The sequence below is a fragment of the Rossellomorea sp. NPDC071047 genome (assembly GCF_050270195.1).
GTDB lineage: Bacteria > Bacillota > Bacilli > Bacillales > Bacillaceae_B > Rossellomorea.
The window spans coordinates 114,504-139,037 of sequence record NZ_JBNNJT010000006.1; the positions used below are offsets into that span (position 1 = coordinate 114,504).

The 24,534-nt window shown below is 34.3% G+C and carries 15 protein-coding genes; 6 read left to right on the forward strand and 9 right to left on the reverse strand.

Annotated features, from left to right (window positions below; translation table 11 throughout):
* Positions 1–88: 88 nt before the first annotated feature.
* Both ACQKFO_RS19070 and ACQKFO_RS19075 read right to left on the reverse strand, forming a co-directional pair.
* Positions 89–769, reverse strand: coding sequence for a metal-dependent hydrolase (locus ACQKFO_RS19070; RefSeq protein ID WP_427600410.1), 681 nt, complete (start codon positions 767–769; stop codon positions 89–91).
* 169 nt (positions 770–938) lie between these two features.
* Positions 939–1,304: a winged helix-turn-helix transcriptional regulator gene (locus ACQKFO_RS19075; RefSeq protein WP_427600411.1), complete on the reverse strand. Its 366-nt coding sequence runs from the start codon at positions 1,302–1,304 to the stop codon at positions 939–941.
* A 181-nt stretch (positions 1,305–1,485) separates the two neighbouring features.
* Here ACQKFO_RS19075 and hxlA point away from each other — a divergent pair, with 181 nt between their 5' ends.
* Both hxlA and hxlB read left to right on the forward strand, forming a co-directional pair.
* On the forward strand, positions 1,486–2,118 hold the full coding sequence (hxlA, locus tag ACQKFO_RS19080) for a 3-hexulose-6-phosphate synthase (protein WP_044339358.1): 633 nt from the start codon (positions 1,486–1,488) through the stop codon (positions 2,116–2,118).
* Between the two features lie 7 nt (positions 2,119–2,125).
* Positions 2,126–2,683: a 6-phospho-3-hexuloisomerase gene (hxlB, locus tag ACQKFO_RS19085; protein ID WP_341356776.1), complete on the forward strand. Its 558-nt coding sequence runs from the start codon at positions 2,126–2,128 to the stop codon at positions 2,681–2,683.
* 159 nt (positions 2,684–2,842) lie between these two features.
* Here hxlB and ald read toward each other — a convergent pair whose 3' ends face one another.
* Complete coding sequence (ald, locus tag ACQKFO_RS19090) at positions 2,843–3,961, reverse strand: alanine dehydrogenase (protein WP_427600412.1); 1,119 nt, start codon at positions 3,959–3,961, stop codon at positions 2,843–2,845.
* Positions 3,962–4,202: 241 nt separating this feature from the next.
* Here ald and ACQKFO_RS19095 point away from each other — a divergent pair, with 241 nt between their 5' ends.
* Positions 4,203–5,531, forward strand: coding sequence for a purine-cytosine permease family protein (locus ACQKFO_RS19095; protein WP_427600413.1), 1,329 nt, complete (start codon positions 4,203–4,205; stop codon positions 5,529–5,531).
* Between the two features lie 195 nt (positions 5,532–5,726).
* Here the strand turns inward: ACQKFO_RS19095 and ACQKFO_RS19100 are convergent, their stop codons facing one another.
* The 4 genes from ACQKFO_RS19100 to ACQKFO_RS19115 are packed head-to-tail and all read right to left on the reverse strand — an operon-like array spanning position 5,727 to position 15,386.
* Positions 5,727–11,015: a DEAD/DEAH box helicase gene (locus ACQKFO_RS19100; protein WP_427600414.1), complete on the reverse strand. Its 5,289-nt coding sequence runs from the start codon at positions 11,013–11,015 to the stop codon at positions 5,727–5,729.
* 6 nt (positions 11,016–11,021) lie between these two features.
* Positions 11,022–11,939 (reverse strand): hypothetical protein, encoded by a 918-nt coding sequence (locus ACQKFO_RS19105; protein WP_427600415.1) that lies wholly within the window; start codon positions 11,937–11,939, stop codon positions 11,022–11,024.
* Positions 11,936–13,882 (reverse strand): hypothetical protein, encoded by a 1,947-nt coding sequence (locus tag ACQKFO_RS19110; RefSeq protein ID WP_427600416.1) that lies wholly within the window; start codon positions 13,880–13,882, stop codon positions 11,936–11,938. The genes ACQKFO_RS19105 and ACQKFO_RS19110 overlap by 4 nt, the downstream gene beginning before the upstream one ends.
* Position 13,883: 1 nt before the next feature.
* Complete coding sequence (locus tag ACQKFO_RS19115; RefSeq protein ID WP_427600417.1) at positions 13,884–15,386, reverse strand: hypothetical protein; 1,503 nt, start codon at positions 15,384–15,386, stop codon at positions 13,884–13,886.
* A 564-nt stretch (positions 15,387–15,950) separates the two neighbouring features.
* On the opposite strand from ACQKFO_RS19115, the gene ACQKFO_RS19120 reads away from it, so the two are divergent.
* The 3 genes from ACQKFO_RS19120 to ACQKFO_RS19130 all read left to right on the forward strand — a co-directional run bounded on the left by ACQKFO_RS19120 (position 15,951) and on the right by ACQKFO_RS19130 (position 20,616).
* Positions 15,951–16,220 (forward strand): hypothetical protein, encoded by a 270-nt coding sequence (locus tag ACQKFO_RS19120; RefSeq protein WP_427600418.1) that lies wholly within the window; start codon positions 15,951–15,953, stop codon positions 16,218–16,220.
* A 584-nt stretch (positions 16,221–16,804) separates the two neighbouring features.
* Positions 16,805–18,802, forward strand: a complete 1,998-nt coding sequence (locus ACQKFO_RS19125; protein WP_427600419.1) for an AAA family ATPase — start codon at positions 16,805–16,807, stop codon at positions 18,800–18,802.
* Positions 18,802–20,616, forward strand: coding sequence for an ATP-dependent helicase (locus ACQKFO_RS19130; protein WP_427600420.1), 1,815 nt, complete (start codon positions 18,802–18,804; stop codon positions 20,614–20,616). Before ACQKFO_RS19125 ends, ACQKFO_RS19130 begins: the two co-directional genes overlap by 1 nt.
* Before the next feature lie 671 nt (positions 20,617–21,287).
* Here ACQKFO_RS19130 and ACQKFO_RS19135 read toward each other — a convergent pair.
* Positions 21,288–22,283, reverse strand: a complete 996-nt coding sequence (locus ACQKFO_RS19135) for a hypothetical protein (RefSeq protein WP_427600421.1) — start codon at positions 22,281–22,283, stop codon at positions 21,288–21,290.
* Positions 22,280–24,160, reverse strand: coding sequence for an AAA family ATPase (locus ACQKFO_RS19140; protein WP_427600601.1), 1,881 nt, complete (start codon positions 24,158–24,160; stop codon positions 22,280–22,282). Before ACQKFO_RS19140 ends, ACQKFO_RS19135 begins: the two co-directional genes overlap by 4 nt.
* Between the last annotated feature and the right edge of the window lie 374 nt (positions 24,161–24,534).

The following is a 24,534-nucleotide window of genomic DNA, read 5'->3' on the forward strand; positions in this document are numbered from 1 at the left end:
TAGGCTTGTATCATGTATATGCGAGGGAGTGTAGGATATTGTGTAAACATGAGAAAAAGGGTGATGCTAATGCACCACCCTTAAATAATTAGTATTCGATTACGTCTCCGGCTATCATGATTTGCCCTTCAGAATCCTCGAGCAGCTCGATGAATTTGTTTGGATCCTGTTTGATCGGCGGGAATGTATCATAGTGGATCGGAACGACTTTTTTCGCTTTTAAGAAGCTTGCTGCCGTTGCCGCATCCTCTGGTCCCATCGTGAAGTTATCCCCGATTGGAAGGAAGGCAAGGTCGATTGGATGACGTTCCCCGATCAGTTTCATGTCGGAGAATAATCCGGTATCCCCTGCATGGAAGATGGTTTTCCCTTCAATCATTAAGAGAACGCCTGCTGGCATACCCATGTAGATGATTTCATTGCCGTCTGTGATCAGACCGGATCCGTGGAACGCCTGTGTTAATTTCACTTTTCCGAAGTCGAATTCATACGCTCCCCCGACATGCATCGGATGGGTTTTCACTAATTGCCAGCTTAAGTAGGTTGCCAGTTCATGGTTGGCGATTACCAATGAATCATTCTTTTTCGCAAGCTCGACGGTGTCCCCTACGTGATCGTTGTGACCGTGTGTAAGGATGATCACATCAGGTTTCTCGTCATCCACTTTAAGATCCGTCAGTTCGTTTCCATTGATGAAGGGATCGATTAAGATCGTTTTTCCATTTGTTTCGATTTTCACTACTGAATGTCCATGGTATGAAATCTTCATTTTGCATCTCCTCCAAATAAACTTATCTATTTTTCTTACTCTCGTATGCTACTCTATGTTATACCCCAATTTTATAAAAATAAGCGAGTAGTGGCAATTAAGTTGTTGTCTCTACTCATATAAAACAGTAATAAAAAAACCAAGATTAACCCTTGGTAAGTGATATTTTCTATTTTACAGCTGATTGATCATCCGTTTCCTTTTCCAATACATTCTCGACATAATCTTTGCCCCAATCATACATAGCCTCTAAAATCGGTAACAGTCTTTCACCATGCTCGGTAAGTGAGTATTCAACTTTAGGCGGGACTACAGGATAAACTTCTCGGTGTACAATTAAATGATCTTCAAGTTCGCGTAGTTGGTTTACAAGCATTCTTTGGGTAATTCCCGGCATAAGGGACTTCAATTCACCAAATCGTTTCGTTCCTTCCTTGCCTAGATGCCATAAAATTAACATTTTCCATTTACCACCGATTACTGCGAGCGTTAATTCTTTCTCACAGTTAAAATTTTTCTCTCCTAAATTTGGCATTTACGTCAACTCCCCTTTATTTCATCCAATAGTATACTTTTTGTCACTATATGCGATAAAAGTGCGTACTTTAAATTTATTTACATACTGATTATACTAAATAGCATGCTAGTGAGTAAATACATTCTCATGACAACACTTAGCATAACCAATTAAAATTTATTATAAGGAGCGAATATAAATGAAGTTACAATTAGCATTAGATCTTGTGGATATTCCAGGAGCCATTGCATTAGTAAAAGAGGTAGAAGAGTATATTGATGTAGTAGAAATTGGTACACCCGTGGTGATCAATGAAGGCCTAAAAGCAGTGAAAGAAGTAAAAGCAGCATTCCCTGACTTAACCGTATTAGCGGACTTAAAAATTATGGATGCAGCTGGATATGAAGTAAGCCAAGCATCTGCTGCGGGTGCTGACATCATTACGATTCTTGGAACGGCAGAAGACGAGTCCATCAAAGGCGCAGTAGAAGAAGCCAGAAAACAAGGGAAACAAATCCTTGTTGATATGATTGCGGTGAAAGACGTAGCTGCCCGTGCGAAAGAATTGGATGAACTTGGTGCCGATTATATCTGTGTACACACAGGTTATGATCTACAAGCTGTCGGAAAAAATTCCTTTGAAGATCTACACACGATCAAAAGCGTTGTGAAAAATGCCAAAACGGCCATTGCCGGTGGAATCAAATTAGAAACACTACCGGAAGTTATTAAAGAACAGCCTGACCTCATCATTGTAGGTGGCGGGATTACAAGCAAAGAAGATAAACGAGCGACTGCACGTGAAATGCAGGAATTAATTCACCAAGGGTAATGAAACGATGAAGTCTACTCAATATTTAGCCAAAGTCGTTGAAGAATTAAGACAAACAGTGCACTTAATCTCTGATGAAGAGGCAGAGAAATTAGTAAACCTGATTCTAGAATCCAAGAAAATCTTTGTGGCTGGTGCTGGCAGATCTGGATTGATGGGGAAATCTTTTGTGATGCGAATGATGCACATGGGGATTGATGCCTATGTCGTTGGGGAAACAGTAACAGCCAACTTAGAAAAGGATGATCTATTAATCATTGGATCAGGCTCAGGAGAAACCAAAACGTTAGTGGCCATTGCTGAAAAAGCAAAGAGCTTGGGAGGTACCGTCGCAGCAATAACCATTTCTCCTGATTCAACCATTGGAGAATTAGCTGATCTGACCGTTACATTACCAGGAGTAACGAAAGACCAGTCCGAAGGTGATTACAAAACGATCCAACCAATGGGCTCTCTATTTGAGCAAACGATGTTGTTATTTTATGATGCCATCATTCTGCGCTTCATGGAGAAAAAGGGATTGGATTCTACTAAAATGTATGGGAAACATGCAAATCTCGAATAGAGTAAAAATACAGAAAAAGCCACATTTCAGGATGTGGCTTTTTCTGTATACTCCCATTTTGTTATGTAAAGAATTGCACTCCAACCGAGGCTTCATACTCTCTCCTATATTTACATAAAAAAGCCGACTGAACATTCCCATGCAGTCGGCTTCGTGGTGTTATTGTTGCTCTAATTGTGTTCTTGTGTCTGAATAGTCTACAGCATGTGCTTCGGCAACGGCTTGGTATGTTACATATCCGTTCAATGTGTTGATACCTTTTAATAGCGCTTCGTTGTCCAGGCTTGCTTGTTTGTAACCTTTGTTTGCGATTTGAACCGCGTAAGGTACGGTTACGTTTGTCAGTGCGATGGTAGACGTACGTGGTACGGCACCAGGCATGTTGGCAACGGCATAGTGTACAACGCCATGCTTCACATAAGTTGGATCGTCATGAGTCGTGATGCGGTCCGTTGTTTCGAAGATTCCACCTTGGTCGATGGCGATATCGACGACAACAGATCCAGGTGTCATCGCTTTGATCATATCTTCTGTTACCAATTTAGGTGCTTTCGCTCCCGGAATCAGAACAGCTCCGATGACAAGATCCGCTTCTCTAACAGCTTGTTCGATATTCAGCGGGTTGGACATAAGCGTCGTTACGTCACTACCGAAGATATCATCAAGCTGACGAAGGCGATCCGGGTTAAGATCAAGGATTGTTACGTTGGCACCAAGTCCGACAGCCATTTTCGCTGCGTTCGTACCGGCAACTCCTCCACCGATGATCGTTACTTTACTGCGGCGAACCCCTGGTACACCTGATAGTAATACACCTTTACCACCGTGGATTTTCTCTAAGAACTGAGCACCGATTTGAGTCGCCATACGTCCTGCTACTTCACTCATCGGAGTCAATAATGGAAGGGCACGATTCAGTTCAACCGTTTCGTACGCGATTCCGATCACTTTATTATCGATTAACGCTTTCGTTAATTCAGGTTCTGGAGCAAGATGTAAATATGTAAATAAGATAAGTCCCTCACGGAAATAAGAGTACTCACTTGGAAGTGGCTCTTTTACCTTCATGACCATGTCCATGGACCATGCTTCCGCTGCAGAATCGACGATGTGTCCACCTGCTGCTACGTAATCTTCGTCTGTGAATCCTGAGCCTAATCCAGCTCCTGATTCGATGTAAACCTCATGTCCAAAAAGAACCAGATTCACAACACCTGCGGGAGTCATAGCCACCCGATTTTCATTATTTTTAATTTCCGTTGGTACACCAATACGCATACTAAGCCAGCCTCCTAAATGCACTATTGCTCCTTGGAGCATTCACTTCCTAAATATAACACTATTCATATATAATAGCGAAGGGCAATTACTCACCCTGTAAGCACTTACATTCTAACAAATAAATAAGGAAATATCTCTATTTTTCTTTAAAAAATTTAATGATTATTTCTTCGCTTTTTTCCAAAAATTCTTTAAAATAGAAACCATGCATCTTAGTATACCCAAAGGAGACTTTTTCATGAAACAACCCATGATCGAAAGACTCGGACTTGAAAAGGTCCCTGCTGAATTAAAATCAACCACATGGATCGAATACTTCATCATACAACTCGCCTTCTCAGTGAACGCAGGAAACTTCCTCATCCCGGCACTGGCCGTCCTTGAAGGCGGACTATCCTTTCAGGCAGCGTTCCTTGCCACCGTACTCGGAGCAAGCGTCGCCTTCCTATTCGTATCATTCTTATCTCTACCGGGCTCCCGCTACGGCCTGCCAGCTCAATACGTCCTGCGGTCCATCATCGGAACCCGGCTGTCGATGCTCATCGCATCCCCCATCCGGTCCCTGACGTCCCTCTACTGGTTCAGCGTCCAAACCATCGGAGGAACCTTTGTCATCATCTCCATGGTGGAAAAAGTAACACCGTACACCATACCATTCATACCGGTCGCCATCGGACTCGCCATCATCATGACCCTTCTAGCCCTCATCGGCTTTGAAGCCGTCAAAAAAGCGACCAAACTATTCATCCCGATCCTCGTGATCGGCCAGGGAATCATCCTGTACCTATTCCTAACGAAAGGAGCCGATTCCCTCACAACACTAAACCAAGGCCAGGAACCCTTCTCCATCGGAACGTTCCTATTCTACTCAAGCCTAGTCTTCGTCCAATACATCTCAGGCGTCAGCGCATCCTCCGACATCACTCGCTACAGCAAAAGCGACCGCCATGGATTCTGGGGCTTATATGGAGGAAACGTCGTCGGATTCATGATGACCGCACTGCTTGGAGGATTGAGTGCCAGCTTGTTCAAGGATTTGAATCCATTTGTTGCAGCAAGTCAACTGACCGACTCCAGTCTGCTTCTATTGGTGATCACGGCTTGTGCAATGGTATCGATGATTTCTATTAATCTAAGTAATGCGTATACAGGAGGATACAGTTTGCTTAACGCACTACCGTCCCTATCACGGATTCAAAGTGCACTGTTGTTCAGTGTAGCCGGAATTATTTTAAGTTCGTTTCCGCAGCTGGTTTATAATGCGCAGGAGTATATTTCTTATCTTGGAATCCTGATAATTCCGATATCGGCGATTGTGGTGGCTGATTATTTGGTTATTAGGAAAGGGAGGATTTCGGAGAGTGCGTTGGTTCAGCTTGCGAGTGGGGAGGCTAATTTTAATCGTGAGGCGTTGTACGTTTTAATGATTGGGATGGTGATTTATTTGGTGATTCCTGATTCGTTTTCGCCGGGGTTTAGTTGTTTTTTTATAACGTCTACTCTTTATACCTTAAATAAAAAATTAGGGAGATTAGAAAAAGGAAATCCTATTCAAAAACTCGGTTAAAGCAAGAGAGTGAATCTGTTGGCCAGATTCACTCTCTAATTGTAAAAAGTTCTATCATATTTTTAGAATACTTTAGTATTAGCCTTCGACTTATTAGAATCTAGAAACAAAAAATGTGATTACACGTTATTCATTTGACTCGTTATCCCATTTTATAAGTCTAAGAAGTAATTGCTCTAGTATCTTTCGAAATATTTATATTAATTCATATACATTAGGTAAATCAAATTTTATTTCATATGGTGAATAGTAGTAAAGATTTTTAGAAGACAACTTTTTTTCAATATTGTTTTTCACCCCAATCATTACACCATCATCTAGCTTAATATACATATTTCCATTTTCCTCTATAAAATTCGCATAATTTTCTCCATGATGTAAATTAAATGCTGCTTTTACAGGTTTAAGAAAGTGAGTTTGCTCTGAAAGAGTATATCTAGTTAACTTCCCATTCACTAAATATGTTAAAAGTTCTAATCCAAGTGGTCTATTTAAGTGCTCATGTTTCATTTGGTTTTGATAATTCCTCATACATTTATAACATGAAGATTCACAATTGTTTGGACAATGTTTAAGCACGTTAAAAGTTTCTTCAATTATCTCCTTAATATACTCTCCTGCTACAAAGGAATAACCTGCACCCCCAGATAATGTATCAAAAATATATAAATCCACATAGCTATCACCTTGTTCATTATGAACAATTCTGTATCCTGCTGTTAATTCTTGAGCATCAATGTCCAATATTCGACTTGCCGCTAGCACTATACCCTCCCCAAGGGTTAGTAGTGCATCATGTAACCATTGCTTACTAGCATTAAAATCAATTTTTCGATCTATATTTAGCCGGATTAAAAATAAATCTGAAGTGAATCTATTACCAAGATAAATTTGATGTAAACTTCCAGAACATTTGGTTTCAACCATACCTTGACGCTGAAAAGGCTTAAAGTGACCTTTAGATAGATCTTGATTTTCAATTACTGGTTTAATAAAGCCACAATCTTCACACATTAAGAATCCACTTTCTCCGTCAATCCCTCTATTTATTATAATAAGATCCTCATTCTCTCTATGCTCAAATTGAATAAAAGCTAGTTTATTTAAATTTTTAAAATCTATTTCTTCAGTTTCATTTGGTACAGGTAATTGAGGAGTACTTGCAAAACTATACTCTTGTGTTAAATCTCCCTTATTTACTTCTCTCCCTCTTTCTGGTGAAAAACCAGTTGGGCGAATGTAAGGCATTGATTTAAGGTCTTCTTCACAATTAGGGCATTTTTCAAGTTGCTCACTAGATATTCTAGTATAATTACATTTTACACAAAGAGCTACATATTCCCCATGTAAATTCAAATCTCGGGCAGGAGCATCTGGGTTTTTAGAAAAAGGATTATAAATACCACCTACACGATACGTTTTTTTATTTATAACAATTTGTCTACCAGGTGCATATTCGCCTAATGCTCTATTTAATTCTAGCTGAGGTCTTTGTTCGATTATTACTTTATTTCGTTTGTCACGCCCTTGAATATATAGACTTGATAAGTCTTTTGGAAAAGCATATGTAGGTAAGAATCCGTGATTAAACAAAAAATTCAGTAATAATTCATCGGGATGTTGCTCACTGAATTGGTCTTCCTCATCTATTAATTCTTCATATGAATTTAACTCTTCTGCAATTTTACAGTAAACATCATATAAATCTTGTGATAAATTATCTGCTGATTCTTTAATGAGCTTCCACTTTTCATCTTCATTAGTTATAGCTTCTTCTGGGATGATACTAAAAATTTCAGGGTACTGTTTAAACTTTATTTTTACTAGCTTTATTAACCATTCCTCAAAACTATCTAGATTAAAAGGTGAAAGGCTTTTAAAGAAATCATTTGTAGTACCTAACGTCTCTGAAATATTACTTATTTTACGTTCCCCGTCACTTGAATGGAAATGGAAATAAGTTTGGATTAAAATAGCATTTAGATGACGCCTAATAATTTTTTTATTATTAATATATATTAATGCTTCCCTTGTATTGCCGCTAATAATCTGCTGTGGATTATTGAAATAATAATGGTCATGTGGACCATCCTGGGCATAGGTTATGACAGTTGATAATGATGAACCTCGCCGACCGGCACGTCCAGCTCTTTGCTGGTAATTTTCACGTTGTGGAGGTATATTCCGCATTCCTACAGCAGTTAAAGATCCGATATCAATCCCCACCTCCATAGTGGTAGTACAGCTTAGGATATCTACAATACCTAAGCTCTCGTCTAATACAATATCTTGGAATGACATCTCATATTGTTCGGTAGTAGCCAGTGCTATACTTGGGTCTTTTTGTGATAACTGTGCAGTATGCTCTTCTACAGTAACATTTGTAATCTTTTTACCTATTAAAACTTCTGTGATGGGCGTCCGCCAGTAGCCTTTTTCAGCTTTTAACATATCGCTATTAGGTGGCAACTCTACAATCGTTTTAGCATTACAACTTGGGCATAAATTATGTGGCACAACTGCATGAATTTGCTTACATGAAGTACATTTATACCATGTTAAGTTAATTCCATCCCTAATTTTCAACTTATCTAAATCTAAATAATATTTATCTAATTGACTTCGACAAAGCTGATCAAATAATTGTTGAATCAATGTTTCTGTGTGTTTTTCACCTACATATCCATTTATAATTGATTTAAGTTGTTTTGAAATAGTATGGCTTTTCTTTCCCCATTCTGAATCATCTCGATAAACACCAAGTAATTCACGTCTATCATATACGTCTAAACTTATATCGATAGCGACATTATCTAGTAATTCTTTAATAAAAAGTATAGCTATCTTTTCTAAATCTTCTTTTGTAATCCATTCTTGGATTTGATTATCACGATAAAGACGTCTCATATTTGCTGGAATTACAACACCAGTGGTTGTGTCATAAATTGAATATCCTGGAGAAGCAATTATTTCTAACATACGCAATTTAAATTCTTCTCGAATGGATATGGAGATTTCATCAAACTCAACGTTAGATAACTCCTGTTCATAAAATTCTTTTACGTAGCTTTTAACGTCTTTAATCAAATCTTTTCTCTGAAGTTGTGAAAATAAAAGTAAATCATTTTCATGAATATAATGTAAAACAGTTGGGTACAATTCTCTTCCGATGGTTGCACGAATTCCATGGCTTTCAAGTTCATATGCGGCTTTTAAAATCAGTTGACGAATTGCATCCTTTTCTACCTCACTTGGAATATCTCGTGCTAAACGTGCAGCTTTTTGGCGCCCATCTGAAAAAATAAGAACCTTTCGCCCTTCGTTTACATTCTCTTCCTTTCCCTCTACGGGTGGCTGAATAATAAATTGTTCACGTATTAGATTGGCAAATGGTTGTTCCCCTTTAATACGCAAATCTCTTATATTATACTTTGCACTTTTTAAGCAACATGGACATTTTTCAAAGGAGTAAGCATTAGAGAAATACCTGTTATGTCTACGTTTTGATATCTTTTCTACAGATTCATATACTTGAATATAGCCTTCCATAGAAGCTGGAGGAACATTATTAATATATCCAGTCTCTATATGTATCCATAATGGAGAAATTCTATTTTTTTCTAGTGCATTTTCATGAGGTTGTTCTACTAATAAATGAATCTCTTTTAGTTTTTCCCCAACAATTCCGTGCCCACTTTCATTCCAAAGATAAGTTGGGTATTGTACATTCTCTTGGATATATCCTTTTATAAAGGCAGACCCACAATAACGATGTGTCAATACTTCATAAACACGACTACCACAATCGCATGTTAATCTATAATCGTCGAAAATTTTTCCGCCTAGCTCTTTGTCTATATCGCTAGTACACTTTGGATTTATACATGTAAAGATGCCTGATAAGCCTCTAAAAAAAACATGTACACGCGCAGGAAGTAAGACACGGCCATTTTTTTGAGCAGAATTTGCTAATAATAAGAGATTGCTAATTGCTTTCTCTCCAATATTCGAATCGATATCTGGACAAATAAGTGCTACCATCTCCTTTAATGAAGTTGCCTGTCCACTAATTTGATTTATCACTTTATCTAACGGTCCAAATTCATTTAATTGATCAAATAAATATTCGGCAAATTTTTTATGTTCTATAGGTGGGTTTGGCCACATCATGGAATCAAAAAACTTTTGCATACCTTGGATATTTCCTTCATAATTCGTTTTGCAGTTAATAAATAAATTACTGTCCATACTAGCTAAGGTCAGCATTTCCTCCAATGTTGCATTTTTAGCTTGAATTCGCATTTCTTTTGTTCCTTTGATTAGCTCATATTTCCTCCTTTTAGGCTTTCCAGTTAATTGTTCTGCAAATTTAATTGGACCTTCTTTTTGATCTTCTTTTCCTAAGCTTGCAGATGTTAATATACATTTCATTCGATCTCGCTCTATGCCTAATCTTGATTGTAAACGGCGTATCAATAAAGCTACTTCAGCGCCACCAGTGCCCCGATACATATGTGCTTCATCTAAAATTAAAATAAATTGATTTTCGTCATTTTCATCTAGCCATTCTTTTGTTTCCTCCCATATAAAGCTTTCAATTGGACGCATAAGCATATACTCCAACATTGAGTAGTTTGTAACAAGGATATCTGGAGGAGTATCTTGCATTTCATGTCTAGTAAATAATTCTGCATCAGAAGGTTGACCATGGTAGCGATCTCTATTATTTTTTTTAGAGTTTTTAAACGCTTTTAAATCTTTTGCTGGCCACTTTCCCCGTTCTCTCATTAACTTAACTTTATCAGGCATAGTTTCTTCTAATTTAATATAATAATCTAAAATATCATTTAATTGATATCGATCTTTACTCGCAGAATGCGCACCTGCATAGGGAGTTCTAGAAGTATACATGCCGAATTGAATACTTCTATCAGCGGCATTATGAAATATTTTCTTAACACGTTCATCACCAAATAAACGACGTAATCTTGTCATTTGATCACTGACTAGTGCATTCATTGGATAAAGAATTAATGCTCTGACTGCACGTTTTTTGAAACCTTTCTTTCTCTCACTGGCTTCTTTATATAAGGTGTTTAAAACTGGATGTAAAAAAGTTTCAGTTTTTCCGGAACCAGTTCCAGTCGAAACTATTAAATCATTATTGTGTGTTATAAAAGACTCCATTGCTTTTTGTTGATGAAGGTATGGCCGAGGAAAAACACCAACTGATGGATTTAAAGATGCTAATTCTGTCATTAGATTTTTTGCAGTCGCAGGGATATCCATATTCATGTATAAGTCTCCTGGCTGATATACAGGAGTTGATTCTATAAAAGGGTCTGTCGAAATTACGCCTGACTTATAAAGTAGCTCTGTCCGTTTCCTTTGTAGAGACGGTTCACTGATTGGATATTGTGTCTCAATATATTCAGCTAGTTTCCGGTGTAAACGTTCTGTTACAAAGCTAATTGTATATTCCATCTACTTTTATTCTCCTTCTTCTCTTAACTTGTAATATTTTAAAATAGAACGCACATTTTCCTTTTGATCATAGGTAGTTATATATTTTTTGGCCCATTTATATTCATTTGGCATAGAAAATAATCTCATTAATATATTTTCTTCTCTAGGGAGAGATGAATTTAATTTTATTTCGATATAGCCGTTCTCTCTTTCACAAATACGGAAAGAAGAATGTATATTCCTACGTGACCGAAGTGCTTGTCTAAGACGAAGATACATATTATTTGGAATCTGAGTCAAATACCATTCCCCATTTTTCCATTGTGCAAGATACTTCTCCGGCTTTATTTTCCCTCCAATTATTCGATCATAAAAAAGTATATAGAAATCATCTTCACGCATATTTCTAATACTTGCAGTTTTGTAAGAACCTTTCTTAGAAAAAACTAGCATTTGGTTAGGTTCAATATCATGATTATTAGTTAACTTCTTTTTATAAAAATTAAAAACTTCATCAAGTTGAGGACGATAGATATATTCGCTATACATAAGTGAATAAGAAAGTTGTCGCGTTTGATGGCCAATACCTAGCCATTTATCATTCCCCATATCTTCCAATGAGCTCACTACCACAGATTGGCCATTTGGTAGCTGAATTGACCTTACAGGAGGTAAAGTGTAATAACCGTTGCCTAAGTGAAATATTTCGCCTTGTTCGGAAAGGAAGTGAATAAATTGTGTACTAGTAGACTCTTTTTCAGAATTAAAAAAAGAAATAAATTCAATAGATTCCTTTTCAAAAAGTCTTCCAAGCAAAGGAATTATTCTATTATGATGTACTCTGTTTGTTTGAAATTCCTCACATAATCCACTTATTAAATGTTTAACATAGTAACTATATTGAATAAGGGTACGTCTCACGGATAACATATCATCCATCAATTTACTTTTACTTCCATTTTGGTATTTTTTAAAGCGCCTCCAAATATTCTATAACTCCATTCAAAAAGCTCATTTTTTGAAGTTAATGTGTTTAACTGATTCAGCCACTCAACAATTTGATAAGGAACTTCCGAATCCTTGCCTTTATAGTCTTCAATCCATTCTCTAAATTCTCTACGAATAGAAAGAGTATTTTGGTTAGTAACGTTTTGTTCAAGATACTCTAACTTTATCTGCCCTGACTGAAGAGCCTTAAAGTTGGTTTTATTCACAAAACAAGATACATAGTCTTTAGAATTGATAAGAGGTGCATATGGCATATTTTTTATAAAGGGTAAGCCTTCCTCTAAGGAATCAATTGAAATAATTGTTAAATTTGGGAGGAAAGGGTCATCGATCCATTTATTTTGTTTAAAGAGTGCAGGTAAACTATATAATGCTCCAGTAGAGTGTGGATTATGAATAATAAGTGATTTAACTATATCTTCCATTGTAAAATTTGAATACTGTTGAATCATCTCATTAAGAGTAAAAGTCTCAATTTCTGGAATCACCGTTAACATTTGCTCGCAAGCAATAGTTAGCGAAATACATTTTGCTAAATCAAAGCTATTTTCTCCAATTATAATAATCGGTTCCCCCAAAATAACAGCACTTGTAGCTGTCGCTGCTAGGGTACCATTTTTATCATTCCCTCTAAAACGGGAGAGATTTTCATTTAAGAGATTACTAAACTCACTATGATCAGAAAGTGTTATCCCCGAGATTGATTGAAAGTTAGCAAATCCTCGATTAGTGATATTATTAATAGGGGAATCAATTGTAGCTGGTAATTTTAATTGGGTAAGTTTCTCTGCATAAATACTAGTAAAATCATCCTGTAAATCCACAATTTTTTGTTCCATTGTTTCCTTTAAATCCGTATACTGTTTTTCAATTCTTTGTAACTCTTGTGATTTTTTATTATAATTCCTTTTTAAATTTTCTAATTTTTGTGTTTCTATATTTTTTTCTCTCAAAAGATCTTTATTATTTTTTAGAAATTCTTGATATTCTAATTCAAATAACTCTTTAACTCGTTTCTCAATAGCTTCTTTTGTCACCTCTAAATCCAGAACTAACTCTTCGAATAACGCGACCTCCACATTCGTTAAGGTGTGACTTTCCATTATTCGTATCGCATGTTGAATTCGATCTTGTAAGTGAGGAACTTGGGATTTATCAGAATCGTACCATAATTTTAATCTTGCAATCATTTTTCTTGATAATTCAGCTAGTTCAGTATTTTCTTTTAGTTCTTTTAGTGCATAACTTATTACACGTTGTTCATTTGCAACATCAATCCATCCGATTAAATTTTCTTTATCCATTTGATTTATACAAAAAAGGCGCATTTGATTTTCAAAGGTTTCAATTATTGGAATGAAATCAACTTGTTGCTTATAATATGGGACAAATTCTGATTCTTTACTCACATAAAGGCCGTTCTTGATTTCCATTTTAATGGGTCCTATTATGTAATCATCTGCTGTTCTAAAAATTACGAATTCAGATAAATTATAAGAAAAATCGAAGCCTTGCCTTAAAATTCTGCCTATACCACACTTATCATTTTCAATTGTTTCATCAAGATCTATTACTTCAAAAAGTGTAAGTTCTTCTATTTCTCTACCTAATGTATATTTACATGAATTGAATTTAGATTCATCAAAAGTTGAAGATTCAATAACTTCATAGAATTGATAGTCTTGATCTTTAGGTATCTGAAAATAAGTTGGGACAAAAACTTTTCCTGTATTTGCAAAAATAGAATGAATATCATCTTCGGTAAAAGGATGTATATTTCCATTTTCATAAATGGCACAAGGGCGCGCACCAGCTGCTTCGAAAGTATTCCCATCCCTTTGTATATTTTTTTTGTAAAATTTAAGTAAAGCAATCATTTTACTGTTTCGACTCCTTTATTATTTGGCCTACGGGACTAGGCATATGTAAACCAAATCGACGAATAAAGTATAAAAGTTTCTCTTTATAGATAAAGTTACTATTTAGCACTATGAGTTTAAGCATTTGCAATTCATTTAATGTACAAAGAATCCTTGGGTAAAGATGGTACTTTTCATAAAACAACCAAATATCATCAACAGAAATTTTATTCGAGTTTACTAAGGGCTTTTTTATATCAACACTCCACAGTGTGGGAATGTCTATACGAATGGGTGCACTAAAATAATGTTCTCCTCCGTGCTTCAATTCATAATTAATATCAAATTCTGTATTAACAACCAAGGATAAATCTGTCTCAACTTTTATCTTTTCTGTGTTCAATTTACTAATTTCGAATAGTACTTCCGTATTGTCAATGAAAACGTTTCCTCTAAAATTAGAGTAATGCTCTAGATTTCTCTTGTAACGAAGAGTAAGTATTTCGGTAATCTCTTGATCAACATATAGCAAATAATCCCCAAGTTCTGAAAGATTTAAATCTACGATACTATTTGGGGGAACCTTTAATATTTTTCTCTGTTGATTTGGACTAATTAAAATAAGTCTTTGCTCTACACGTCTTGAGCCTATATTCGTGACTAACCATGAACTCTTACTACTACTTATTTCAATAGTCGTACCCATTTTTTTAAAACAAGCTGGCTTAATTAAATCTAAATAACACGTAGAACTTAGGAGTGTATATCCAATGATTCTCGCAAACCAATTCTTCAAGTCATCAGAAAACTCTACTGGAGCCATTAATTCATAAATAAAAAAATTATTTTGTCTACAGAAGTTAATAACCTCTAAGTCTGAGTGAATTGATACAAGAGGACCAGCTGAGACCACAAAAAACCTTCCTGAAAGTGTTAATCTACGATATGGGACACTAATAAACTGATCCCGTACTTTCTTAAAAATAATTGGACCCTCTTTCAGCGGTTCAAAACTCCCACTAATTCGTAGCCCAAGTATTTGCTCATATTTTGGTTTTTCACAATAAAAATCATATCTATTTAACAACGGCGCTGCAAAGGAACAATGTTTTCGCGCTGGTAACATGAGTACAGTGTTTAATTTAAAGGCTGTAAGCTGTTCACAATAATACGTAAAATACATATTATTCTGTTGCATTTTAATTGCTTCTGACTGTTGTATTAGTGGAAAGACCAATTCAAATTGGTAATCATTATTTTGTTTTTTTAATTCAAGTCTAACGCATTGCTGTGCAACAATTTCTTGCTCTTGTAAAGAATAATCTCCTAGGTTCTGAGAATATAATTCACAAGTATCTTTCACTTCTTTTGGGACATGTTTACCATGTCTGAAATGTGGTTTGTTTTTTGTACCTGGATAAAAATGAAGTTCGCTATTACAAAAAGAACAAAAATACTTTCTACCTTTAACCGCATCAACTGCCTTGATAAGCTGATAATCGGCAGTATAGGCTCTATCCATGTATTCACCTCTTGAATAAATTCGCTTAACTATATGTCTAAATTGAGTTCGGATATAAAAACTCTAAATTAATATCCAAATAATAAACACTTACACTATCTTCCCTACCTTTAAGTAATTTACCTGTGGCATAAAACAGTTTTCGATAATTCAGTGGTAGTAGATAGTTTCGGTAAAAGGCCAGTCCCCCCGTATGCATATATATAAACGGATTGGTGACCTGGCATTTTAAAAGTTAGAGTATCTTTCATATGATTTATTACAGCTATTATTATACTCATTGTATATTTTCGTAACTAACATTTCTACAAATTTTTACATTTTACTGGTTATAGTAAACAATAGTCAACTGGTTTTACCTAGCCTACAATTTTTTTCTACCCAACTCGCTAAATCACTCTTTTATTAAACTTCTCCGTACTTGCGAAAATTGGTGTCTGACGCCCAGTACATTAATACTTCAACGCACCGAGGATCGACCCCAATATTTCCGACATCTCCCGCTACAGCAAAAGCGACCGCCACGGATTCTGGGTCTTATACGGAGGAAACGTCGTCGGATTCATGATGACCGCATTGCTTGGAGGATTGGGTGCCAACTTGTTCAAGGATTTGAATCCATTCGTGGCAACTAGTCAACTGACCAACTCAAGTTTGCTTCTATTGGTAATCACGGCTTGTGCAATGGTATCGATGATTTCGATTAATCTTAGTAATGCGTATACAGGCGGATACAGTTCGCTTAACGCACTTCCTTCCCTATTGCCATCAAAGTGCACTGCTATTCAGTATTGCCGGAATCATTTTAAGTTCGTTTCCGCAGCTGGTTTATAATGCTCAAGAGTATATTTCGTATCTGGGGATCCTGATCATTCCGATATCGGCAATTGTGGTGGCTGATTATTTGGTTATTGGGAGAGGGAGGATTTCTGAGAGGGCGCTTGTAAGGCTTGCGAGTGGGGAGTCGAATTTTAATCGTGAGGCGTTGTATGTTTTAGTGATTAAGATAGTGATTTATTTAGTGATTCCGCCTTCTTTTTCGCCGAGGTTTAGTTGTTTTATTGTTACTTGTGTTATTTACGTTTTGAGTAAGTTGCGAGGTAGGTTGGAAAGACAGAAGCCTATTGAGAAGCTTGGTTAAGGTGAAAAAGTGAACCTGAATAGTAGATTCACTCTTCACTTATTAGAAAAATTAAAGGCTTTTTCTAAATTTATATTTTATTTAAAATTAGTTTATCCACTCGACATCAGTGACAGTAGGTGGCAGAACAAACAGGTGTAGTAGTGTTTACCGACCCTACAACTTCTTTAATTTATGGATCATCTCCTTCGCTTCGTTAATTGAGCAACCACTATTTGTAAGTCTATCTGCATTAATTTATTATTATAGGAAGAGAGAATTTAGGAGGTTTATAGAGATGTTGATTCCCGACGCTCCATACATATCAAGAGTTCAAATCCAAAATTTCAGGAATTTTAAATCGGTAGATGTAAAATTAACTCACAAACAAATAATAATTGGTGAAAACAACGTTGGTAAAACAAATTTTCTAAGAACCATACAGCTTATCCTTGACCCAAAATTATCGGATGAGGACCGATTTTTAAATGAAAATGATTTTTTCGAAGAGCTTGAATCTCCTATGGAACAAGGAGAGGAAGTGAAAATATCAATCGATATAAGAGGCTTCGAACACAATAAAACGTTATTGGCAATATTAAGTGACGCTACCATAAAGACTGTTCCTGCAACATTGAGGCTCACCTATCACTACTATGCTACAAAAAAGATTGATGGTTCCTATGAATATCAATTTAAAATTTATCAAGGCGAAAAAGAAGATGTCCCATTTAATCATTTACACAGGAAGTATTTAAACATAAAAGTTATACCTGCAATAAGAGATGTAGAGAGTGAATTGAAAAACACACGGAAATCTCCTATCAATCAACTTCTGAACCATTACGATATTAGAAAAGAAGAATTAAAAGACATTGCAGATAGATTAAAAGAAACCAGTGACGAAGTACTTTCTATTGATGAATTAGTTCATCTTACTTCTAGTATTAATAATAGATTTTCTACTATAATTGGTCAGCATGCAGATTCATCCATATCGTTAGAGACCATTGATTTAGACCCAAATCGCATTCTTAACACACTTAAGTTAATGGTTGGGCAAGGACAGCGACCTGTAAGTGATACAAGCCTTGGACTTAATAACATACTTTATATTTCGTTAATATTAATATCATTGGAAGATAAAACCATTTCCCCAATACTCAAAGAAGAGACTTACTTGAGGCTGCTTGAAGAGGAGGGATGTGAAATAGTAAAAGATTGCTATGAACAGAATGATAATAAAAATTATATTTTAAAAGACGAGATAACTCCTGGATCCTTATCTACTCTTTATTCCTTTATGGATACAAATATTGGACAAAATAATGGCTTTACTATTTTAGCTATTGAAGAACCTGAAGCACACTTACATCCTGCACTTCAGCGTCTAATTTTTAAAGATGTGATGAAGCAAAATACATCTATATTGATGACTACACATTCACCCCATATTACATCAGTTGCACCCGTAAATTCTATAGTTCATCTTCGTACAATGAGTTACGGAACTAAGGTAAAGACAACTGCTTCTTTGAATCTAAGTGATAGAGATTGCAAAGATTTAGAAAGATATGTTGATGTAAAAAAAGGAGAAATCTATTTTGGTAAAGGTGTTATTCTGGTTGAAGGAATTGCAGAAGAATATTTAATTCCAAGCTTTGCAGAATCCCTTCATATGCCTTTAGATAAGAAGGGCATTATATGTTGTAATATAAACTCGACAAATTTTAAACCATATGTTCAATTCCTTGATGCTTTAGGCATCCCCTATGTAGCCATAACAGACGGAGATTATTATCACAGAATAAACAAAAATAAAAATGTATTAAAGGTTTTTGGTGACATGTATGAAAATCACCATAGTTCTATTGGGTATGATGGGTTGGATAGAATAAAGAAGCTATTAATTGATACAGAAAAGATTGAAGAAAAAGATTATCCTACCACTTTTAGGAAACAAGATAAATTATGTTCAAGTTATGGTTTTTTCATTGGTGAATATACATTTGAAATTGATATGATGGAAACAGCTTTTAATAACAATTTCATCAATGTTTTTGCCGATGTCTTTAATGACTTGACTTTTGGGGGACCAAAACAGAAACAAAATTTCAAGAGTTCTCTAGATGCTAAGGACTACGTGAGTTGTTTAAACAAAATAGAAAGCAAGCATTCCCGAATCGGAAAGGGACGCTTTGCACAAGGTCTTTCTTCTGAGTGTATAAACGAATGTGTACCTCCTTATATCGAAGAAGCCATAAAAACAATCTTTGCAAAAATGGATGATTTATAATGGACATTTATTCATTAAAATTAGAACAAATAAAGAATGACCCGGACCAGTATGCTGCATTCAAAGCAAACATGAGCACAGTTGTTAAAGCAGGACCAGGTAGTGGTAAAACGACTGTTCTTTCGCTAAAAATAATGCAGTTATTAAGAGAAAAAATAAAAAAGCCGAGGGGACTAGCTTGTATCACATATAGTAATGAGGCAGCCAGAGAATTTACAAGTAGATTAAAAGCTTTTGGCTATCAAAAAAGGCAGAATGTTGTTTTGGATACAGTGCATTCTTTTTGTATATCAGAAGTCATTGTTCCATTTGCTCACCTATATGACACTTCTATCTCCTTGCCATTGAATATAATTGCAAGAAGCGACAAAACAAGACTTTTTAATGAAATACTTGCAGAACGTGGAATCAATAACAAAGCTCTAAAAATTGATGCAATGGATAAGGAAAGGAACCAACAAATTGGTGAAGATAGTTCTATCCAAACGAAACCAAATCAACTAGCAAGAGAAGTTGCAATTGTTTTTGAAAATCGCCTTCAGGTAAGACAACAGGTTGATTTTGTAGAGATTATTAAATGTGCGACAAGACTAATTAAAGAACAAGAATATGTCAGACAATGCCTCGAGGCAAAATTCCCTTGGATTCTAATTGATGAATATCAAGATTTAGGAAAGCCCCTTCATGAAATGATATTGTCTTTGTTCAATAATACAAATATTAAAATCTTTGCAGTTGGAGACCCAGATCAAAGTATTTATGGGTTTCAAGGTGCCATTCCCGATTATATGTTGGAACTGTATGATAATCCAAATTTCATGTCTATTGACTTAAAAACCAACTATAGAAGCAATCAAGAAATAATAAATGCTGCTTCAATAGCTTTAAATTTAGATGATAGAGAATACAAAGCTGGGACAAGATTACATGAGAAAGCAGATTTCCATTTTGTTACTTGTGAAGCTGAAATGGATGAACAATTTCAACATGTTGTCCACAATATAATTCCTGATTGTTTATTAAAAGGGATTCCCTTAGAGGAAATTTGTGTACTTGTCGGTAACGGCGACAATGTAAAAGCCTTAAGCGTGGTAATGTCCAAAGCACAGATACCTCATTATTTAGCAAAAAATGAATTTTTAAAAAGTAATATTATTTTGTGGTTAAAGGACTGTGCTTCCTGGATTATGGATAACACCTCTATTTCATTTACTGACCTTTCTGTATATTGGATAAATCTTTTGGTTAACCACAAGGGAGACATGTCAGAAAAGGATAAACTACATGAAAGAAAACAATTCTTATCTCTTTTACACCAAAGCAGAGAATGTCAGCATAATCTTTCTTACTGGTATTCTTTCTTATTAAATAAACTTAACCTAGACCAAGTTATTATTAGTGCTAAGAATAATGAATCTGAAATAGAAAAAATTAATTCTTTCCAATATCATTTAAAAAATGGGGATTTAAAAGATTATGATTTACTTTCTTTTTCAAGAATTGGTAAACCAGAAAACCAAGTAACTATATCTACTAGACACAGTTCAAAAGGACTTGAATTTGAGGTCGTAATTATGTTGGGCATGGAGGAGGGGGTCTTCCCCTACTACTCCACTATCAACAACCCAAAAGAGTTAAACGAGCAACGAAGAATATTTTTTGTGTGTCTCACAAGAGCAAAACGAGTTTGCTATTTGTTACGGTCCAAACAAATAACATCACGAACAAAATATGGCTTAAGAACTCATCATAAAAACCCATCGATGTTCTGGAAAGAACTGTTTTTATACCAACAAAAAAAGAATACTGTTTAAAACCTTTAAGTTCCCACAAACTCCATAATAAAATACTATAGTAACAACGTTTGCAAAACTGATATCCTCATAAATAATTAATCCTTTAAAGGACCAGATAAACGATTAACAGTTTTTGTTTAGAGGTGAAAAATAAATACCAACTACGATTTGGGTATTAATTCATATGAATTGGTATCCTTTTCTTTATTTATATGAGGTTAGATTTAACAGGTTTTTATTCAAAGTAATTAGTTAACCAGCAGACATCATCTATTTATTTGCTAAACCGCACAAAATGGGGTCTGACCCCAATATTCATGAAAATATTTATAAATGTTATCTTCGAAGGGCTAACAAATTTCATCAAACTTCTATAAAAACTATAGTACTGATAATTTTCATTACCAATTTCGGGATTTTGATTTTGATATCTCTGAAATAATTTTGACACTTTAAAAATTTCTACATCTAATTATTTCTTCTAAAACTACCCTTAAACCGTGTTTATATTTATTATGGGTACCTTATACATTCCTTCGATCTCATTTTGACTTAAAATTGTTGCTGTGTAGGGAAGCTAAGAAAAAGGATTTAAAAGGAATTTGATTTATAAAATTTAAAATACATGAGCTTTTGGAATACCTCATCAATCGATAAATCCCTCAGGACTCTTACAAAATTAACTATGTCTATTCCAACTCTCTTTGTACAATATCTTTTGTTAACTTCGATAGTATTACTTTATTCATTTCATTTTCATCGGGAATTAAATGTTTTTTCATTTCAGTATGATTATTAAACAACTTATTAAAAGTTTCCGATAATTGAGATAAATACAATTCATTATATATTCTTGATTTTATGATTAAATCATTTAGATACCGTTTGTGATAGGAATTATATATATCTTCAATGTGAAAAAGTTGACTATTTCTTTTGATTTTTTCTTTCAATGCTCTTGGTGCTCTATTAAAATTTATTATAATATCGTAATTAGTACTTTCACCTATTATTGATGAATAATGATCTAGGTTTTCTTTTTTATGTATTCTTTTTTCAAAATATGCCATATCTTCGAAACCCTCTTTAAAAGGATTTAAGTTATATTCCATTTTCTTTGTTCCCTTAAAATCTGAATTGCACACTTTACAACACGGTATTAGATTTTGTATTGAAATTGCTAAATATGGGTAGTCAGATTTACTAAAATAGTGGTCTAGTACTGGACGACTTTTCCCTTCATCTGTGTAATAATGGAAAACAAACTGTGAATTGCAATATGGACAAATAGTTACATCTAACTCTTGTAAATATTTATATGCTGACCAGTAATCATATAATCCTAATTCTCTATCTACAAATTGATCATAATCTTTTACAAATACATCTTTACAAATTTCCATGAAATCATTCCACTTAGTCTTGTTGTTATTTAATAAAAATAGTTTTCTTTTATTTACTGCTGATATAATTGAATATAGTACTTCTGGTGTTCCAATTAGTATTTCTTTAATGTTGTTTTTTAAAAAAACCAACAACTTTTTGACATCTAAATCTTTAGCAGATTGTATTTTCTCATTTAATTTATCTTTGCACGATATTCTTTGTGTTTGATTTTTCTCCATACCGATCCCAAATGCATAGTGTTTATTTAATATCTCCTGTGTTAAATCAATTTTCATCATCTCTTCATCTTCCTTAACTCATCAATTTGCTCCTGTAACCTTGCTATTTTACTATCAATATTAATTACATCTGTCCCTATTCTATCTTGCAATATACTAATTATCTTTTTTTTAACTAGAGGCTCTCCAATCGTTTCAATTTCTTTTTGGATTGTGTGATTCTTAGATTTTAATAACTCAACATTCGAGTTTAATATAAAATCAATTAGTTTATTAATCTTATACTTAGCAAAAGTACCACATAGGCCATTCTTTATAAAAAAGGAATCCATAAGTAATGTGTGGATGTTTGAGGCAAATGTCTCTATTTTTTCATCTAGTCCTTTACCTACTATTGTATTTCCCTCTAAATCTTTCTTTAGGAAGATAACATTATTTCCTGGTAGGTCTGACAATACAAATGGTGAATGAGTGGTTAATATAATATGGATTTCCCTACCAACAAACATTTGTGATATCAAGTTTATAAATAGCATAAACCATTCCTTTTGCCATTGTGGATGAAAATACAAATCACCTTCATCAATAAGAATTAATATATTTTCAGTTGAGTCTCTTGATACTGAATAAAATCTTCCGAACAAATTAAGTAGGGCATGTTCACCACTACTAAGTTCAGACCAAAAAAAATTTATATAAGAATAATTAGGAGTTGTTGTGTTGTAAAGCCTTACAAATTCTTTTATTGAAGGATGATTTGTTCTTAGTTTTAGTGAGCCTTTATCAAACAATGAATCGTCATAGATCTTATTAAAATGTTTTTCTAATTTTAACCTACTATTTATAAACAATGATGTTTTTTCCTTTAACTGTGTAATTAAATCTGTTATATCATCTTCTATTGATTTAACAGTATTAATATCATCCAATTTATCAAAAAGTATTTTTTTTAAAATTATATATATTGAGTGGTTCTTTTCTGGATTATACTGATAAAAAAGTTCGTGAGAAGTATCTTCGATTTCTTCTCGCAATGAATTACGAATAAATGTTCCAACATCCATTTTGCTTATTTCAAATAATAAATCAGAGAAAAAAGACATTAGAAGATGTTTTTGAAAAGCTATTTCAAATGAATTAAAATTCATATTAACAAGAATTTCTGTGAATTCATCATCAATATCAGATATTATATTGTAATACCCATAATTTTCAGTACTAGAATACTCTACCTCACCATCATTTATCTCTCCAAAGTCATTCATCGAAATAGTTATATTTTCTGGAATATTCAACCCTGTATTAGTTAATATTCGCTCCTCGTATTCTTTTAAAAAAATGAATTGCTTTGTAAAATCTGAACGTAGTGAATCTGTAAAACTTTCATTATATTTAGTACTAATATAATTAGTAGACAAGTTAATAATCTTAGTACCTGCATTTGCATATTTATTAATTTTATCTGCAGCTCTAGCATCATAAATATTTGAGAAAAAGATAATAGAATTACTGGAACCTAGACTCTGGTTTTGGTAATCTGTATTGTTCATTCTGAACGAATTCGAGATATCCTGTATTTTACCTTCTATTATTAAGAAAGACTTCTCTAAATTACACTGATAATAATATTTATCTTTGACAGCATAAATAACAAAATACCTTGTATCAGGATGGGAAGAGTTTATTGATCCACTAAAAACGCGAAGTAAAAATTCTAAAATAGATGATTTTCCAGTTCCGTTCTCGCCTACAATTCCTGTCACATTTTTTAGATTAGCTCTTTTAAACTCATCATTTAAATTGAAAAAGCCCGAAATATGTTTTTCATTAAAACTGCAGTACAAGTGTTCAGCATTTGAAAAAGTATATTTATGGTCTCCTCCAAAATTACACTGAAGATTTTTTATATTTTTAAAGTTTTGTATCCATATAAACATTATATTCACAATTAAATAACCTCTAAACATTAATTAATAATTAAGTTACTACCTATATTGATTTTTAGTAATCCGAACCTATCCAATCCAACATAGGAACCGAAAAATCAGGGTCAGACCCCCAGCACATTAACACTTCACCGTTCCGAGGGTCTGACCCCATTAATCCCTACAATATATGAGAAGCCCAAATTTTTTGACTCCTCATAGAATTAAGTGGTTAAGTTTATAGAATCTTCACATAAATATGTCATGGTGCCTTAATAGTTTTTTTATTAAATATTATCTTTGTACTGTGCAGCAATGTTTCTTTTGTTTTCATTTATATTGTTCAACATTAGCCCTGTCGCAATTAGAACAAAGGGAGAGAGAAT

Excerpts from the sequence above, each read along its gene's own strand:
- ACQKFO_RS19070 (WP_427600410.1), bottom strand. The coding sequence starts at position 769 with ATGAAGATTTCATACCATGGACATTCAGTAGTGAAAATCGAAACAAAT.
- ACQKFO_RS19140 (WP_427600601.1), bottom strand. The coding sequence starts at position 24,160 with ATGTTTATATGGATACAAAACTTTAAAAATATAAAAAATCTTCAGTGT.
- ACQKFO_RS19100 (WP_427600414.1), bottom strand. The coding sequence starts at position 11,015 with ATGGAATATACAATTAGCTTTGTAACAGAACGTTTACACCGGAAACTA.
- ACQKFO_RS19075 (WP_427600411.1), bottom strand. The coding sequence starts at position 1,304 with ATGCCAAATTTAGGAGAGAAAAATTTTAACTGTGAGAAAGAATTAACG.
- ACQKFO_RS19110 (WP_427600416.1), bottom strand. The coding sequence starts at position 13,882 with ATGATTGCTTTACTTAAATTTTACAAAAAAAATATACAAAGGGATGGG.
- ACQKFO_RS19095 (WP_427600413.1), top strand. The coding sequence starts at position 4,203 with ATGAAACAACCCATGATCGAAAGACTCGGACTTGAAAAGGTCCCTGCT.
- ACQKFO_RS19120 (WP_427600418.1), top strand. The coding sequence starts at position 15,951 with ATGATGACCGCATTGCTTGGAGGATTGGGTGCCAACTTGTTCAAGGAT.
- hxlB (WP_341356776.1), top strand. The coding sequence starts at position 2,126 with ATGAAGTCTACTCAATATTTAGCCAAAGTCGTTGAAGAATTAAGACAA.
- ACQKFO_RS19115 (WP_427600417.1), bottom strand. The coding sequence starts at position 15,386 with ATGGATAGAGCCTATACTGCCGATTATCAGCTTATCAAGGCAGTTGAT.
- ACQKFO_RS19130 (WP_427600420.1), top strand. The coding sequence starts at position 18,802 with ATGGACATTTATTCATTAAAATTAGAACAAATAAAGAATGACCCGGAC.
- ald (WP_427600412.1), bottom strand. The coding sequence starts at position 3,961 with ATGCGTATTGGTGTACCAACGGAAATTAAAAATAATGAAAATCGGGTG.
- ACQKFO_RS19135 (WP_427600421.1), bottom strand. The coding sequence starts at position 22,283 with ATGATGAAAATTGATTTAACACAGGAGATATTAAATAAACACTATGCA.
- ACQKFO_RS19125 (WP_427600419.1), top strand. The coding sequence starts at position 16,805 with ATGTTGATTCCCGACGCTCCATACATATCAAGAGTTCAAATCCAAAAT.
- hxlA (WP_044339358.1), top strand. The coding sequence starts at position 1,486 with ATGAAGTTACAATTAGCATTAGATCTTGTGGATATTCCAGGAGCCATT.